Consider the following 14,456-nt stretch of genomic DNA (forward strand, 5'->3'; position numbering starts at 1 on the left):
CTGGCTCGACTCTCGTACGACGAGTTCGGGTTCGAAGATGACTTGGTGGTGTTGGTGGGTTTGGGGGTTGTTGGCTTCGTCGAGGAGGAGTTCGGCGGCGGTTTGGCCGAGGCGTTGGCGGGGTTGGCGGACGGAGGAGAGGGGTACGGCTGCGGCGGCGGCGAATTCGATGTCGTCGTAGCCGACGAGGGCGATGTCGTGGGGTACGCGGATTTGTTGGCGGGTGAGGACTTGCAGGGCGCCGAGGGCGAGGAGGTCGTTGGCGCAGAAGATGGCGGTGGCGCGGGTGTTTTTGGGTTGGCCGAGGATGCGGGCGGCGGCGTCTCGTCCGGCGGTGACGGTGAGGGCTGGTGTGTCGTACCGGCGTAGGTGTTCTTCTTCGGTGAGTCCGGCGTCGGTGAGGGCTTGGATGGCGCCGTGGTAGCGGTCGTGGACTTGTTCGAGGCGGTGTGGTCCGCCGACGAACGCGATCCGGCGGTGTCCACTTTCGACCAGGTGGCGCATGGCGAGCTCGCCACCGAGCCGGTCGTCCACGGAGACCGAACAGATGTCGGGCTGCCGCGACCGCCGGTCGAGCAGGACCACGAGCACGCCGCGGTCGCGGAGTTGGTGGAGGCGTGTGCTGGCGTCGTGGATGGGGGTGATGAGGACGCCTTGGACGCGTTGTTCTTCGAGGAGGTCGAGGTAGGCGTTTTCTTTGGTGAGGTTGCCGTCGCTGTTGCAGAAGATGACGGCCATGCCGGCGGCGCCGGTGGTGTCTTCGACGCCTTTGGCGACGTCGGTGAAGAAGGGGTTGGCGACGTCGAGGACGACGAGGCCGAGGGTGCGGCCTTTGCCGCGGCGTAGTTGGCGGGCGGCGTCGTTGGGGACGAAGCCGAGTTCGGTGATGGCGGCCAGGACGCGGGTGCGGGTGGTGGGGGCGACGATGTCGGGGCGGTTGAGGACGTTGGAGACGGTGCCGACGGATACCCCGGCGTGGCTGGCCACGTCACGGATGCTGACCGCTAGTCCCGCCACTGGTTCGCTCCCCTTCGCCGGTGTCGCGTCGCGTCCAGACACCGTAGTCTCTCACGAATGTGGGCAAGCGCTTTCCAGGGGGGCGACATGGTGGAGTTGCGGGTGGCTGGACGGGTGGTCGCGGAGTACGTCGTGGAGCCGGACGTCGACCCGAAGCACGGCCCCCGGCCATACCTGCACCCGGTGCGCACGCTGGGCGGGACGACGGTGACCGACGTACTGCCCGAGGACCACCGCTGGCATCTGGGTGTGAGCGTCGCGCTGCAGGACGTCAACGGCACCAACCTCTGGGGCGGCCGCACGTACGTCCGGGACGCCGGCTACACCTGGCTCGATGACCATGGCCGCATCGCCCACGAGGCCTGGCTCCCGCCGGTGTCTCCGTCGCCGTCCTCGCCGGTCGGGCCGTCCTCACCGTCCTCGCCCGTCGGGACGGACGGGCCGGACGGGCAGGACGGCACGCGGCTGGCCGAGCGGCTGCTCTGGCTGGACCCGGCGGGGGAGACGCTGCTGGTGGAGGAGCGCACGCTGGTGGCGGCGCCGGCGAGCCGGGGCTGGACGCTCGACGTCGCCTTCACGCTCACCGCCCCGCCGGACGCCGGCGTGACGCTGGGCAGCCCCGCGACGAACGGCCGCCCCGGCGGCGCCGGCTACGGCGGCTTCTTCTGGCGGCTGGCGCCGGGTCTGCCCGACGTCTTCACCTCCACTGTGGAGGGCGAGGAGAAGTGCAACGGCAGCACCGACCCGTGGCTCGCGGTGCGCGGCGAGGGATACACGCTCGTCTTCACCGGCCTGGCGGGCGACGACCACTGGTTCGTACGGGCGGCCGACTACCCCGGCGTGTGCGCGGCCCTGGCCTGGGAGCACCCGCTGGCGATCCCTGCGGGCGGCACGCTGAGCCGGCGGTACCGGGTCCTGGTGGCCGACGGCGCCCTAGATCGTGAAACCATTCAATGACGCTCGTGGCCACTCGGACCGCTCGGCTTGGCGTCGCGGCCAAGGCGGCCGCGCGAGGCTTGGGGTCCTTGATCGGTGCATGGCCCGGCCGTGCGTGGCGAACTGCTGCCCCTGGCGGGGCGGTTTTCGCCACGGACGCCGCGCGATCACCACTCTCCCGCGTCGATCAAGGCAAGGCCCCCGGGCAGTGCGGTGGCCAGCAACGTTTGCCGGCTTCGCCGCCGGGTGACCAGGGGCCGAAGGCCGCCGTCACCCGGTGAACGTTGGTGGCCACCGCACCAGAAGGGATCGGTTCCAGGGCGCGAGCTACCGCGACGTCCGCGGCGGTCCGACTCCAGCCGTGAGGGTGGGTCCGGACCGGCGGGAGCGACCCACGCACGTGTCGCTGCCGATCGACCCCGCCGTCACGATCCGGACCGAGGATTTGCCCGGCTCCGCCCGGGGCGCCACCGCCGACCCCCGGGTGCGTGGCCGAGTCGCGGCGCCCAGGGGCAAGGCCGCGTGCGTGCTGGTCGGGCGAGCGATTGCCGGGACCCGGTCGCCGAGGGATCGTGAAGCGCGGAGGGTGCGGCCGCGGGAACGCACCCCCGCGCAACAGTCCGGACCACCGCGGACGTCGCGGTAGCTCAAAGCTTCTCGATGCCAAAACATGCCGTCAAAACATGGGGCGTGGGATGGCGGACGGGTGGTTCCCGGGGGCGGGAGGGGGAGCCGTAGGCTCTCAGGCATGCGCCAGGAGTGGCACCAGGTTCGTAATCCCGGGCTCGAGATCGGACGCCCGACCGACGACTCTCCCGAGGTCAGGGCGTTGGGCCTTGACCATTGGCGGGCGTTGCCCCGGGCGCAGACGCCGCCGTGGCCGGACCCGGCCGTGGTCGACGAGGTGTGCGCGGTGCTCGACAACGTGCCGCCCATCGTCGCCCCCTACGAGGTGGACCAGCTGCGCGAGCGGCTGGCGCTCGTGGCGGAGGGGAAGGCGTTTCTGCTGCAGGGTGGCGACTGCGCGGAGACGTTCGCCGACAATACGGACAGCCACCTCTCGGCGAACGCGCGCACGCTGCTCCAGATGGCGGTGGTACTCACATACGGGGCGTCGCTGCCGGTGGTGAAGGTGGCGCGGGTCGCCGGGCAGTACACGAAGCCGCGGTCGGCGCTGACCGACGCGCTGGGGTTGCCGGCCTACCGGGGCGACATGATCAATTCGCTGGAGGCGGACGCGGCGGCGCGGGTGGCGGATCCGCAGCGGATGATCCGGGCGTACGCGAACTCGGCGGCCGCGATGAACATGCTCCGGGCGTACCTGGGCGGGGGCCTGGCCGACCTGCACGCGGTGCACGACTGGAACAAGGACTTCGTGCGTGCCTCGCCCGCCGGCGAGCGGTACGAGGCGATCGCGCGCGAGATCGACCGGGCGCTCGCCTTCATCCAGGCGTGCGGCATGACCGACGACGACGCGCTGCGCACCGTCACGCTCTACTGCTCGCACGAGGCGCTGGCCCTGGAGTACGACCGGGCGCTCACCCGGGTCGCCGGCGGCCGGGCGTACGGGCTGTCCGGGCACTTCCTGTGGGTGGGCGAGCGCACCCGGCAGATCGACGGCGCGCACATCGACTTCGTGTCGCGGCTGGCCAACCCGATCGGCGTCAAGCTCGGCCCCACCACCACGCCGGAGCAGGCGATCGAGCTGTGCGAAAAGCTCAACCCGGACAACGTGCCGGGCCGCCTCACGCTGGTCTCCCGGATGGGCAACCACAAGGTGCGCGACGCGCTCCCGCCGATCGTGGAGAAGGTGACCGCGAGCGGGGCCAAGGTCGTGTGGCAGTGCGACCCGATGCACGGCAACACGGTGGAGTCGTCCAACGGGTACAAGACGCGGCACTTCGACCGGATCGTCGACGAGGTGCTGGGCTACTTCGAGGTGCATCGCAACCTCAACACCCACCCCGGCGGCCTGCACATCGAGCTGACCGGCGAGCACGTCACCGAGTGCCTCGGCGGCGCGCAGGCGATCGAGGACGTCCACCTGCCCGACCGGTACGAGACGGCGTGTGACCCGCGCCTCAACACCCAGCAGTCGCTGGAGCTGGCCTTCCTCGTGGCGGAGATGCTGCGGGGATGATCGACCTACGCTCGGACACCGTCACCAGGCCCACCGCCGGCATGTGGCGGGCGATCAGCGAGGCGGAGATCGGCGACGACGTCTACGGCGAGGATCCCAGCGTCAACGCGCTGGAGGCCGAGGTCGCCGCGCTCTTCGGCCACGAGGCGGCGCTCTTCACCCCGACCGGCACGATGGCCAACCAGATCGCGCTCCAGCTCGTCGCCCCGCGCTCCAGCGAGCTGCTGTGCGACGCCGACGCGCACGTGGTGACGTACGAGGTGGGGGCCGCCGCCGCGCTCGGCGGGATCTCCACGCGCACCTGGGCGGCCGCGGGCGGCGACATCGACCCCGACGTGGTGGCCGCGATGATCCGCCCGGACGGCTTCCACGCGGTGCCGACCCGGGCGATCGCGGTCGAGCAGACCCACAACCGCCGCGGCGGCGAGGTCATCCCGCTCGGCACGCTTCAGCAGCTGCGCCGGGTCGCCGACGCGGCCGGGGTGGCGCTGCACTGCGACGGCGCCCGCGTCTGGAACGCCCATGTGGCCGAGCGGGTCCCCCTCACCACGTACGGCGCGCTCTTCGACACCCTCTCCGTCTGCCTCTCCAAGGGCCTCGGCGCGCCGGTGGGCTCGCTGGTGGTGAGCAGCGCCGAGCGCATCGCCGAGGGGCGGGTCCTCCGCAAGCGGCTGGGCGGCGGCATGCGGCAGGCCGGCGTGCTGGCGGCCGCCGGGCGGTACGCGATCGCCCACCACATCGACCGGCTCGCCGAGGATCACGCCCGCGCGGCGCGGCTCGCCGAGGCACTGGCACCGTTCGGCGTGGTGAGCGGCGCCGTCCGTACCAACATCGTGGCTCTTGATCTCGCCAAGGCCGCCCTCGACGCACCCGCACTCGGCGCGGCGGCCCGGGCCGACGGCGTCCTCGTCTCGGTCCTCGGCCCGCGGGTCGCGCGGCTCGTCACCCACCTGGACGTCGACGACGCCGGCATCGACCGCGCGATCGAGGTGCTGGTCGGCATCCTCCGCTCGTGATCGAAGCTCCCTCCACGCCGTTCTAGCGACGTGGCGGGAGCTTTGATCACCAGGGCTTAGCGCGTCCGGTGTAGAGCTCGGCCGCCGGCGGCACGCGCCCGGCGCCCGTGTCGACCGGGTAACCCTCCAGCGCCGCCGCGCCCGCGGTCCGCGCGTGGCTCACGGCCGCGTCCAGCAGGGCTTACCTTGACAGCTATATGCCTCGTGAGGAATATAGGGCTCATGGAGAGAGCCGACTACAAGCCCGGAGCCCTGGCCGAGACCTCCGCCGAGCCGGCTGAGGGCGACCGCTGGACGCTGGTGTTCATCCGCGACTTCCGGCACCCGCCGCAGAAGGTGTGGGGTGCGCTGGTGGAGCCGGGGCAGCTGCGCGAGTGGGCGCCGTTCGTGCCGGACCGCGACCTCGGCGGCACCGGCTCGGCGACGTTCACGATGCTCGGCGGCGACGGTGGCGAGGTCGAGAGCTCGCCCGCGGAGGTGCTGCGGTCCGAGCCGCCGGCGCTGCTGGTCTACGACTGGGGCGGCGACCTGCTGCGCTGGGAGCTGGCGCCGACCGGGGAGGGGACCCGGCTGACGCTGCGGCACACCGTGCGCGACCGCACCTTGGTGCCGATGGTCGCGGCCGGCTGGCACATCTGCCTCGACGTGGCCGACCTGCTGCTCGACGGCCGCCCGATCGGGCCGATCGTGGCGGACGAGGCGACGAGGTTTGGCTGGGAGGACCTGCGCGACGGCTACGCGGAGCGGCTCGCCCCGGGCTGAGCTACGACGGGTCGGGGTGCTCGGTCACGTTCTGCAGGTAGAGCGCCTCGCCCAGCTTTTCGATGAGCCCGAGCTGGGTCTCCAGGTAGTCGACGTGGTGCTCCTCGTCTTCGAGGATGTCTTCGAAGATCTTCGCCGAGGTGATGTCGCCGATCGACCGCATGTACTCGACGCCGCGGCGGAGCCGGTCGATCGCCTCCATCTCGATCTTCATGTCGCACTCGAACTGCTCCTTGACGGTCTCGCCGATCCGGAGCGCGAAGAGCTTCTGGTAGTTGGGGAGGCCTTCGAGGAAGAGGATGCGGTCGGTCAGCACCTCGGCGTGCCGCATCTCGTCGATCGACTCGTGCTTGGTGTGCTTGGCGAGCTTCGTGTATCCCCAGTTTTCCTGCATCTTGGCGTGCAGGAAGTACTGGTTGATCGCGGTCAGCTCCGCGGTCAGCTGTTCGTTGAGAAACTCGATGACGCGAGCGTCGCCTTGCATGCCGAAAGACCCCCACTATGTACGTGTGGGGGTGAGCCTACGCCCTTTCGCAGGTCAGGCGGCTAGTGGCAGCAGCGTGTCGGTGGCGCTCTCCTCGTCGATCAGGTCACAGATGCGGTCCAGGCAGGTGCCGCAGCCGGTGCCCGCGCCGCACGCGTCGCCCACCGACTCCTCGGAGTGGGCGCCGAGCCGGATGGCGGAACGGACCTCACCCTCGCGGACGCGGGCACAGATGCAGACGTACATAGACAGCCCTTACTGTGGTTAGCCTGGCCTCAGTAAGGGTGCCCTAAAGCGGCAGGTCACGCAAGGGGACGGAGGCGTTTGAGGCGTGCTATGTCCGTGGCGTGGCCGACAAATCCCTCGGTGGGGGTTTCCACGACCACGGGCACCCCCACCGTCGCGGGGTGACGCATGAGCTCACCAAACGCGGCCTCGCCGATCATGCCCGCGCCGATCGTCTCGTGCCGGTCGCGGGTGGAGCCGCACGGGTCGCGGGAGTCGTTGGCGTGTACGAGCCACAGCCGGTCCGGGCCCACCGCCGCCACCAGCGCGTCGAGCGTCGCCGCCATGCCACCCGGTGCGGCGAGGTCGTGGCCGGCCGCCCAGGCGTGGCAGGTGTCGAAGCAGACGCCCAGCCAGGGGTGGTGGTCGACCGCGTCCAGGTACGGCGCCAGGTGCTCGACCCGGGAGGCCAGCGAGCGCCCGCCGCCCGCGGTCGGTTCGACCAGCAGCTTCGGCCCGCCGGTCGCAGCCGCCCGGTCCAGCAGCGGCAGCAGCTCCTCGCGCAGCTGCTTCATCGCCACCTCGGCGTGCCCCTCGTCGACCGCGCTGCCCGCGTGGAACACCACTCCGGTGGCGCCGATGGCGGTACCCCGGGCCAGCGCGTGCGCCAGCGTGGCCGCCGACCGCTCCACCGTGGCGGCGGTCGGCGAGCCGAGGTTGACCAGCAGCGACGCGTGGATGTACGCGGCCAACCCGCGCTCCGCGCACCCGGCCAGGAACGCCTCGTCCTGTGCCGGGTCGCCGGGCGGGAGTGCCCAGCCCCGCGAGTTCGAGACGTAGACCTGGGCGACCTCGGACTCGGCACCGTCGACGTAGGGCAGGGCCGCCTTCGCGAGCCCGCCCGCCGTGGGCGTGTGCGAGCCGACCGGCCGCTTCTCCACCACCGCGGGCCGTTTCCGGCCCCTCTCGGCCGCCGGCCGCGTCCGGGCCCGCTCCGCGACGGCTGGCTTCTGCCGTGGCTTACGCCCGGACGGCTGCGCCATCCGGCGTGGTTCGCCGGCCGTCAGCCTCCGCCGGGGTTCCGGCGCGGCCGGCTTCGGCCGGGATTCGCTGGCTGCCGGCTTCCGCCGGGGTTCTGCGGTGGCCGGCTTCTGCTGGGGTTCGCTGGCTGGCGGCTTCGGCCGGGAGGCCGTGGCGGCCGGCTTTCTCCCGGAGGAGGCCGTGGCCGCCGGCTTCCTCCGGGGCGGCTCAGAAGCAGCCAATGACGACCTCGGTGCCCGGCGCGACCGGGGTGTTTTCTGGCGGGTTCTGGATCCGAACGATGCCGTTCGGGTTGAAGTCGACGCGCACCCGCAGGCCCTGCGCCTCCAGTTGCTGCTTGCCCTGCTGGCAGGGGAGGTCGACGACCCGCGAGACGATCACCTGCGGCGGGCCCTTGCTCACCTCGAGCTTGATCTCCGCACCCGCCTCGACGCCGGAGCCGCTCGCCGGGGTCTGCGCGATCACCTCGTCCTTGGCCCGGTTGTCGTCCTTGTACTGCTCGACGACCACCAGGCCGAGCGCCTGGAGCTGGGCGCGAGCGTCGTTGATGTTCTTGCCGACGACCTCGGGCACGGTGATCGGCGCGCGCCCCTTGCTGACCGTCACGGTCACGGCCGTCCCGGGCTTGACCTTGGTGCCCGGCTTGGGGTCGACCGACATGACGATGCCCTTGGGGAGCCGGTCGTCGAACTTCGCCGGACCCTCCTTGAGCACCAGCTTGGCGTCCTCGACGTCGGCCTTGGCCTGGGCGAGGTCCTTGCCGACCACGTCCGGCACGTCGTAGCGTTCCGGGCCCAGCGACAGGGTGAGCGTGAGCGTGCCGCCTTTGACGATCCGCGCAGTCGACGGCGGGTCCTGGGCGAGCACGACGTCCCTGGCGATCTCCTCGTCGTACCGGCCCTCGGCGTACTGGATCTCGAACCCGCCGGTCGCCGCCCGCGCCTCGGCCTCGGCCTTGGGCATGCTGACCAGCTGCGGGGCGACCGTGTAGCGGCCGAAGCCGGCCCACCAGATGCCGATCACCGCGAGCAGCAGCAGGACCGCCACGGCGGCCACGAGCGCCAGGCGGGCGCGGGGGTCGCCGAGCAGCCGCAGGCGGAGGCTGCCCAGCCGCCCTCCGACGCCCTCGTCGGGCGGCGGCGCGGCCCGGCGGCGGCCCGGCGGCGGCTGCTTTTGCTCGGGCAGCCGCGCCCACGAGGGGCGGTCGACCGGCGAGAGCGGGGCGATGACCTGGGTCGGCTGGGCCACCTGGCGCAGGAGCGCGGTGCTCGCGTTGGCCGAGTTGCCCAGGTCGTCGCGGACCTGCTGCACCTCGGCGAGCAGCGCGCCGGCGTCCGTCGGCCGGGCGCCCGGGTCGCGCCGGGTGGCCCGGGCGACCAGGTCGTCGAGGACCTCGGGCAGGTTGGGCACGAGCGAGGAGGGCGGCGGTACGTCGCGGTCGACGTGCTGCCAGGCAACCTCGACCGGCTTGTCGCCGTCGTACGGCACGCGGCCGGTCAGCATCTCGAAGAGCACGATGCCCGCCGAGTACACGTCGGTGCGGGCGTCGGCGTGACCGTCGGTGACGAGCTCGGGCGCCACGTACGCCACGGTGGCCATCAGCTGGCCGCCCGCCTCGTCTTCGGTGCTCGCCTCCACGGCCCGGGCCAGCCCGAAGTCGGCGACCTTGACCACGCTGTCGACCAGGTTGCCGGAGCCACCGCTCGGTGCCTCGGCGACCAGCACGTTTTCCGGCTTGACGTCGCGGTGCACCAGCCCGGCCCGGTGCGCGGCGGCGATCGCGGCGAGCATCTGCTCCAGGATCGCCAGCGCCTCGCCCGGGTTGAGCCGGCCGCGCTCGGCCAGCACGTCGCGCAGGGTGCGTCCGCGCACGTACTCCATCACGAGGTAGGGCAGGCCGCCGTGGGTGCCCTGGTCGTAGACGGCTACCACGTTGGGGTGGGTGAGCAGCGCGATCGTCTTGGCCTCGTCGGTGAACCGCTCGACGAACCGCGCCTCGCGTACCTGGGCCGGGTTAATGATCTTCAGCGCTACCGTGCGCTCGAGCCGCTCGTCGACGCCCATGTACACGGTCGCCATGCCGCCACGGGCGACCCGACCGCGGATGCGGTAGCGCCCGTCGACCAGCGTGCCCAGTAACGTGTCGGCGACCTGTATCTCCATCGGCAGGCAGTCTATGTCTTCCTCAGGCCCGGCGGCAGGAGCCTATCCACCTGGGGGCGGCGGGTCACTCGGACCGGGTGTGGGCTCGGGCGATGCGGAAGCGGTCGGGGCCGGCGGACTACTGCTCACCGGGGGGTCCGGAGTCTCGTCGACCGGCGGCGGCGAGGTGGGCGTCGGCACCGGCGGGGTGACGCAGGCGCAGCTCGGGCTGGGGGTCGGCGGCCGCACCGTCGCGCGGCCCAGCGCTCCCCGCCCGGTGGGGCTCGGCGTGGCGCGCACCGGGACGCCCCGGCTCGGCGTGGGGCTGGGCACCGGCGCGACGCCGCGCGCGGTCGGCCCCGGCGAGGCCGCCTGACCGGCCACCGCCGGCAGCCGGTTGGGCGGGGCGGTGTCTTCGCTGGCCAGCGCGCTGAGGCCGTTGACCACCGCGAAGTAGGTGCCGGCCGCGCCGGCCAGCGAGAGCGCGCCGAACGTGGTCGCGGTGAGCACTATGCGACGCGGCCGGCGCGGTGGCTCGTAGTCCGGGTAGATCACCTCGGTCGTGGCTTCGTCGAGCCGCCGGGCCGACCGGCGGGAGAGGTCGTACCGGAGCGAGCGCCAGGCGCCCGACAGCTCACGGCGTACGTTCCTCACGGCAGGGTCCTTCCGGCGGCCGGCCAGGGGTCACCGCCGCCCGAAACGGGCACGTCCGCCGGGTCTGCCGCCGGGACGCGCGAGTGTACGGGGAAAGTCAGGGGTGCTGGTGTGCGTCGGGTACGGCGTGGCAGGGTGAGCGGGTGACCGATTCCGCACCGGCCTCTCCGTCACCGGCCTCCGGAGGACCCGCCGCGTGGCTCACCCTGCCGGAGGTCGCCGAGCGCATCGACGTACCGGTCAACAAGGTCAACCAGATGGTCCGCGACCACGCGTTGCTCGCCGTGCGGCGGGACGGCGTCCTGCGAGTGCCCGCTGAGCTCGTGGTTAACCGCACGGTGCTCAAGCACCTCCCTGGCGTCCTGACCCTGCTGCACGACGCTGGGTACAACGACGAAGAGGCCCTGCGGTGGCTCTACGAGCCGGACGACACCCTTCCGGGTATGCCCGCGGACGCGCTCAGCACCGGCCGGGCCACCGAGGTCAAGCGGCGGGCGCAGGCGCTGGGCTTCTGACCTTGCGGCACCTCACCTACCTGGCCGTGCTCGCCGGCTGCCTCGCCGGGGCGCTCTGGCTGGAGCCGGCGCTGCGGGTGGGTGTCCTGCGGCAGTGGCGGCGGCTGCTGGTCACGCTCGCGCCGGTGGTGGCCGTCTTCGTGGTGTGGGACCTGCTGGCGATCGCCGCCGGCCACTGGACCTTCGACCCGGCACAGATCACCGGCGTGGTGTTCCCGGGCGGGCTGCCCCTGGACGAGCTGCTCTTCTTCGTCGTGGTGCCGCTCTGCGCCATCCTCGGGTTCGAGGCGGTCCGCAAGGTGCTGGGCGACCGGTGACGTACACGGCGGCGGCGCTGCTGGGCGTGGCCGGCGCGGTGGTCGTCGACCTCGTCGTGCTGCGTACGCGCCTGCTGCGGCGGCGGGTCTTCTGGGCGACGTACCCGATCGTCGTGTTCTTTCAGCTGATCTCCAACGGGATCCTGACCGGGCGGGGGATCGTCCGGTACGACCCGGAGGCCGTCCTCGGGCCGCGGGTCGTGTACGCGCCGGTCGAGGACCTGCTGTTCGGGTTCGCCCTCGTGCTGCTGACGCTCTCGCTGTGGACCTGGTGGGGATCCCGGGAGCGCTGATCGCGCCCCTCACCGTGCTTGCCCCGCCTCGCCCGCTCGTGGGCGACACGCGCTTGACCTTGCGGGGAGGGGGCCCGGCGGGGACACTTCGCCAACAGGCGCGCACGCCGGAGGGTCGGGGGGCCCGTGATCCGGGGTGGCGCGGGGGAGAAAGTCCAGGAGGGGGAGCCTGGTGACGACGGCGCGGCTGGCCGCGGTCCTGGCGGGTGCGCGCCCGCCGGGCATCTACCGCTGGCTGTCCCGGGCCCATCCGAGCGCCGTGCGCCGCGAGCTCGCCGCCGCCGGCTGGGCGGTGCACCCGCTCGACGGGCGGGCGCTGGGCGGGCGGCTGGACCTCTTCGACCGCTGCGCCGAGGAGCTGGCCTTTCCGGGCTGGTTCGGGCGCAGCTGGGACGCGTTTCTCGACTGCCTCGGCGACCTGTCCTGGCTGCCCGGCCACGGGCACGTACTGCTGTGGGAGCAGTACGGCGGGCTGGCCCGGTCGGACCCCAAGGCGTGGCGCCAGGCGTACCAGGTCTTCGGCGAGGCGATCGCGGTCCGCCGGGAAGCCGGTGCCCCACCCCTGTACGTCCTGCTCCGCGGCGCCGGCCCGGTCGAACACCCGGACGGAACCGCCGTGATCCCCACACTCTGACCCCGGCCCTCCGCGGTTGATCAGGGACTTCGTGGAGTGGCGCGCGAACTCCCTGATCAACACCCCAAAAGGGAGCTACTCGGTGCGGGCCGTCGCGGCCGTGGCCAGGTCGGTGAGGACCTGGCGGGCCGTGGGGTCGATGTCGGCGGTGGCCAGCGCGTCCAGGGCGACCGTGGTCAGCTCGGCGATGCGGGACTCGGTGCGGGCCAGCGCGCCGGTCGACGCGATCACGTCGCGCAGCGCGGCCACGCCGGCCCGGTCGAGGGCGGGATCGCCGAGGTGCGCCTCCAGCATCGCCCGCTCGGCCGCGCCGGCCTCCTCGAAGGCCGCCGCCACCAGGTAGGTGCGCTTGCCCTCGCGCAGGTCGTCGCCGGCCGGCTTGCCGGTCTGCGCCGGGTCGCCGAACACCCCGAGCACGTCGTCGCGGAGCTGGAACGCCTCGCCCAGCGGCAGCCCGTACGCCGACAGGCCGGCGTGGACCGCTGGCGGCGCGCCGGCCAGGGCGGCACCGAGCAGCAGCGGCCGCTCCACGGTGTACTTCGCCGCCTTGTAGCGCGCGACCTTGCTGGCCAGCTCGACCGAGGTGTGGGCGGTGGCCTGGGCGTAGACGTCCAGGTACTGCCCCACGGTGACCTCGGTGCGCATCTCGTCGAAGATCGGCCGGGCCCGGGTCAGCGTCTCCGCCGGCAGGCCGCCCAGGTGCAGCAGCTCGTCGGACCAGACCAGGCACAGGTCGCCGAGCAGGATCGCGGCCGAGTCGCCGAACGCGTCCGGGTCGCCCCGCCAGCCCTGTGCCCGGTGCCGCGCCGCGAACCGCCGGTGCACCGCCGGCTCGCCCCGCCGGGTGTCTGAGCGGTCCATGAGGTCGTCATGGATCAGCGCGCTCGCCTGCACGAACTCCAGGGCGGCAACGGTGGCGACGACCGGGTCGGAGTCGACGCCACCGGCCGCCCGGTAGCCCCAGTAGGCGAACGCTGGCCGGAGCCGCTTGCCGCCGCCGAGCACGAAGTCGTCGATCGCGTCGGCGATCAGGAGCACTGAGTCGTCGACGGTCGCGAGCCAGTCGCGCCGTCGTGCGAGAAACTCGGCGAGCGCCTTGTCGACGCGGGTGCGCAGGTCGGCGCGGTCGACGGGCGACGAGGAGGAGTCGTCTGCGGCCACATTACGACGCTAGTCGCTTCTGATCACAGCTGCCTTCGCGGGCCCGGTCCGTGCAACTTCGGGCAGATAGGGTCGGCACGCGGTGGCCAGCTCGGCGAACCTCCGGGCCTCGGGCACGTCGCGGTGCGCGGCCATTCGCGGGCGAACGCCAACGACCTCGGCGGCCGCCCGCGCGGAGCCGGAGCGGACCGCGTCGAGCAGCGCGTCGCCGGCCACCTCGCCGGCCCGCTCCACCTCGCCGAGATCGAGGCAGACCCGGGCCAGCCAGGCGCCGTACAGGGCGGCGGTGCGCGGCTGGCCGGTGCGCTCCACGGCGGCGGTGAGCAGCGGCTCGGCGCGCAGCGGGCGGCCCAGCGCGGCCATGCACCGGCCGGTCATCGCGGACAGCTCGGCCTCGTCCACCCAGTACAGCCAGGGCGGGTCCTTGGCCGGGTCGCGGCGGGCGGACACGGTGTCGGCGTGGTCGAGCGCGTCGGACGCCGCACGCCGCTCGCCACAGAGCGCCGCCGCGAACGCCACCCGGTGCAGCAGCAGCGCCCGCAGTGTGGCCGAGGCCGCCCGGCCCGCGCCGGCGACCCCGGTGCGGGCGAGCAGCAACGCCTCGCGCGGGTCGCCGTGGCCGGCGAGCAGGTGGCTGGCCGAGCCGAGCACGTGGGCCGCGAGCGGGCGGTCGCCGGCTTCGGCGGCCGCGGTGAGGGCGGTGCGGTATGCGGCGAGCGCGCCGCCCGGGTCGCCCGCGTCGGCGGCGAGCCAGCCGGTGAGCTGGGCGGCCTCGGCCACCAGACCGAGCATCCGCCGGCTCGCCGGCATCCCCTCCGGCCGGGCCAGCAGCGCGCCCAGCTCGCGGCCGGCGGGCCCGGCCAGGTCGGTGCCGCCGACCAGATCGTCTTGCCGGCGCAGGACCGCGACGGCGGCGGCCACCGCCTCCGGATCGGCCCCGCCGCCGCGCCGCCGGCTCGTGGAGCCCGCCCGGCCGCCGCCGGCGCGCGGCAGCCACGCGGCGAGCGCGTCGAGATGGGGCGGCAGGGGTGTGGCCCGGGCAGCTTCCGCGCGCCCGCCGGCCGGCTCCCGCCCGCGGGCGCCCGGCCCCGGTGGCCCGCTCGCGCCGCCCGGCGCGGT

The 14,456-nt window shown here is 73.3% G+C and carries 16 protein-coding genes; 8 read left to right on the forward strand and 8 right to left on the reverse strand.

What is annotated here, in order from left to right:
- Positions 1–1,017 (reverse strand): LacI family DNA-binding transcriptional regulator (locus tag RB614_RS43765; protein ID WP_308718624.1); only part of this gene is annotated, 1,017 nt, incomplete at its 3' end.
- Positions 1,018–1,074: 57 nt separating this feature from the next.
- Here RB614_RS43765 and RB614_RS43770 point away from each other — a divergent pair.
- The 4 genes from RB614_RS43770 (at position 1,075) to RB614_RS43785 (ending at position 5,871) form a co-directional block, all read left to right on the forward strand.
- Positions 1,075–1,974, forward strand: coding sequence for a DUF6807 domain-containing protein (locus tag RB614_RS43770; protein WP_308718625.1), 900 nt, complete (start codon positions 1,075–1,077; stop codon positions 1,972–1,974).
- Positions 1,975–2,701: 727 nt separating this feature from the next.
- Positions 2,702–4,093, forward strand: a complete 1,392-nt coding sequence (locus RB614_RS43775; RefSeq protein ID WP_308718626.1) for a class II 3-deoxy-7-phosphoheptulonate synthase — start codon at positions 2,702–2,704, stop codon at positions 4,091–4,093.
- Positions 4,090–5,109: a threonine aldolase family protein gene (locus tag RB614_RS43780; protein WP_308718627.1), complete on the forward strand. Its 1,020-nt coding sequence runs from the start codon at positions 4,090–4,092 to the stop codon at positions 5,107–5,109. Before RB614_RS43775 ends, RB614_RS43780 begins: the two co-directional genes overlap by 4 nt.
- Before the next feature lie 222 nt (positions 5,110–5,331).
- Positions 5,332–5,871, forward strand: coding sequence for an SRPBCC family protein (locus RB614_RS43785; RefSeq protein WP_308718628.1), 540 nt, complete (start codon positions 5,332–5,334; stop codon positions 5,869–5,871).
- A gap of 1 nt (position 5,872) precedes the next feature.
- Here RB614_RS43785 and bfr read toward each other — a convergent pair whose 3' ends face one another.
- From bfr to RB614_RS43810, 5 genes are all read right to left on the reverse strand, one after another.
- On the reverse strand, positions 5,873–6,355 hold the full coding sequence (gene bfr / locus RB614_RS43790) for a bacterioferritin (RefSeq protein WP_308718629.1): 483 nt from the start codon (positions 6,353–6,355) through the stop codon (positions 5,873–5,875).
- Positions 6,356–6,409: 54 nt separating this feature from the next.
- The gene (locus RB614_RS43795) at positions 6,410–6,601 is read right to left on the reverse strand and encodes a (2Fe-2S)-binding protein (protein WP_308718630.1); all 192 of its coding nucleotides are present in this window, start codon (positions 6,599–6,601) and stop codon (positions 6,410–6,412) included.
- Between the two features lie 56 nt (positions 6,602–6,657).
- Entirely contained in the window at positions 6,658–7,524 is an 867-nt protein-coding gene (locus RB614_RS43800; RefSeq protein WP_308718631.1) for a deoxyribonuclease IV, read from the reverse strand.
- 304 nt (positions 7,525–7,828) lie between these two features.
- The gene (gene pknB, locus RB614_RS43805) at positions 7,829–9,784 is read right to left on the reverse strand and encodes a Stk1 family PASTA domain-containing Ser/Thr kinase (protein WP_308718632.1); all 1,956 of its coding nucleotides are present in this window, start codon (positions 9,782–9,784) and stop codon (positions 7,829–7,831) included.
- A gap of 42 nt (positions 9,785–9,826) precedes the next feature.
- The gene (locus RB614_RS43810; protein ID WP_308718633.1) at positions 9,827–10,417 is read right to left on the reverse strand and encodes a hypothetical protein; all 591 of its coding nucleotides are present in this window, start codon (positions 10,415–10,417) and stop codon (positions 9,827–9,829) included.
- Positions 10,418–10,560: 143 nt separating this feature from the next.
- Here RB614_RS43810 and RB614_RS43815 point away from each other — a divergent pair, with 143 nt between their 5' ends.
- The 4 genes from RB614_RS43815 to RB614_RS43830 all read left to right on the forward strand — a co-directional run bounded on the left by RB614_RS43815 (position 10,561) and on the right by RB614_RS43830 (position 12,176).
- Positions 10,561–10,932, forward strand: a complete 372-nt coding sequence (locus tag RB614_RS43815) for an Rv2175c family DNA-binding protein (protein WP_308718634.1) — start codon at positions 10,561–10,563, stop codon at positions 10,930–10,932.
- Positions 10,933–10,934: 2 nt separating this feature from the next.
- Positions 10,935–11,249 (forward strand): lycopene cyclase domain-containing protein, encoded by a 315-nt coding sequence (locus tag RB614_RS43820; RefSeq protein ID WP_308718635.1) that lies wholly within the window; start codon positions 10,935–10,937, stop codon positions 11,247–11,249.
- Positions 11,246–11,542 (forward strand): lycopene cyclase domain-containing protein, encoded by a 297-nt coding sequence (locus RB614_RS43825; protein ID WP_308718636.1) that lies wholly within the window; start codon positions 11,246–11,248, stop codon positions 11,540–11,542. Before RB614_RS43820 ends, RB614_RS43825 begins: the two co-directional genes overlap by 4 nt.
- Before the next feature lie 172 nt (positions 11,543–11,714).
- The gene (locus RB614_RS43830; RefSeq protein ID WP_308718637.1) at positions 11,715–12,176 is read left to right on the forward strand and encodes a barstar family protein; all 462 of its coding nucleotides are present in this window, start codon (positions 11,715–11,717) and stop codon (positions 12,174–12,176) included.
- Positions 12,177–12,251: 75 nt separating this feature from the next.
- Here RB614_RS43830 and RB614_RS43835 read toward each other — a convergent pair whose 3' ends face one another.
- Entirely contained in the window at positions 12,252–13,337 is a 1,086-nt protein-coding gene (locus RB614_RS43835) for a polyprenyl synthetase family protein (RefSeq protein WP_308718638.1), read from the reverse strand.
- Positions 13,338–13,346: 9 nt separating this feature from the next.
- Positions 13,347–14,456: NsdA family TPR-like regulatory protein (locus RB614_RS43840; RefSeq protein WP_308718639.1), on the reverse strand; the 1,110-nt coding region annotated here is incomplete at its 5' end.

Source organism: Phytohabitans maris (genome assembly GCF_031085175.1).
Lineage (GTDB): Bacteria > Actinomycetota > Actinomycetes > Mycobacteriales > Micromonosporaceae > Phytohabitans > Phytohabitans maris.

Bases quoted from the DNA above. Each gene is read 5' to 3' on its own strand.
- RB614_RS43795 (WP_308718630.1), bottom strand. From the start codon at position 6,601: ATGTACGTCTGCATCTGTGCCCGCGTCCGCGAGGGTGAGGTCCGTTCC.
- bfr (WP_308718629.1), bottom strand. From the start codon at position 6,355: ATGCAAGGCGACGCTCGCGTCATCGAGTTTCTCAACGAACAGCTGACC.
- RB614_RS43785 (WP_308718628.1), top strand. From the start codon at position 5,332: ATGGAGAGAGCCGACTACAAGCCCGGAGCCCTGGCCGAGACCTCCGCC.
- RB614_RS43780 (WP_308718627.1), top strand. From the start codon at position 4,090: ATGATCGACCTACGCTCGGACACCGTCACCAGGCCCACCGCCGGCATG.
- RB614_RS43770 (WP_308718625.1), top strand. From the start codon at position 1,075: ATGTGGGCAAGCGCTTTCCAGGGGGGCGACATGGTGGAGTTGCGGGTG.
- pknB (WP_308718632.1), bottom strand. From the start codon at position 9,784: ATGGAGATACAGGTCGCCGACACGTTACTGGGCACGCTGGTCGACGGG.
- RB614_RS43775 (WP_308718626.1), top strand. From the start codon at position 2,702: ATGCGCCAGGAGTGGCACCAGGTTCGTAATCCCGGGCTCGAGATCGGA.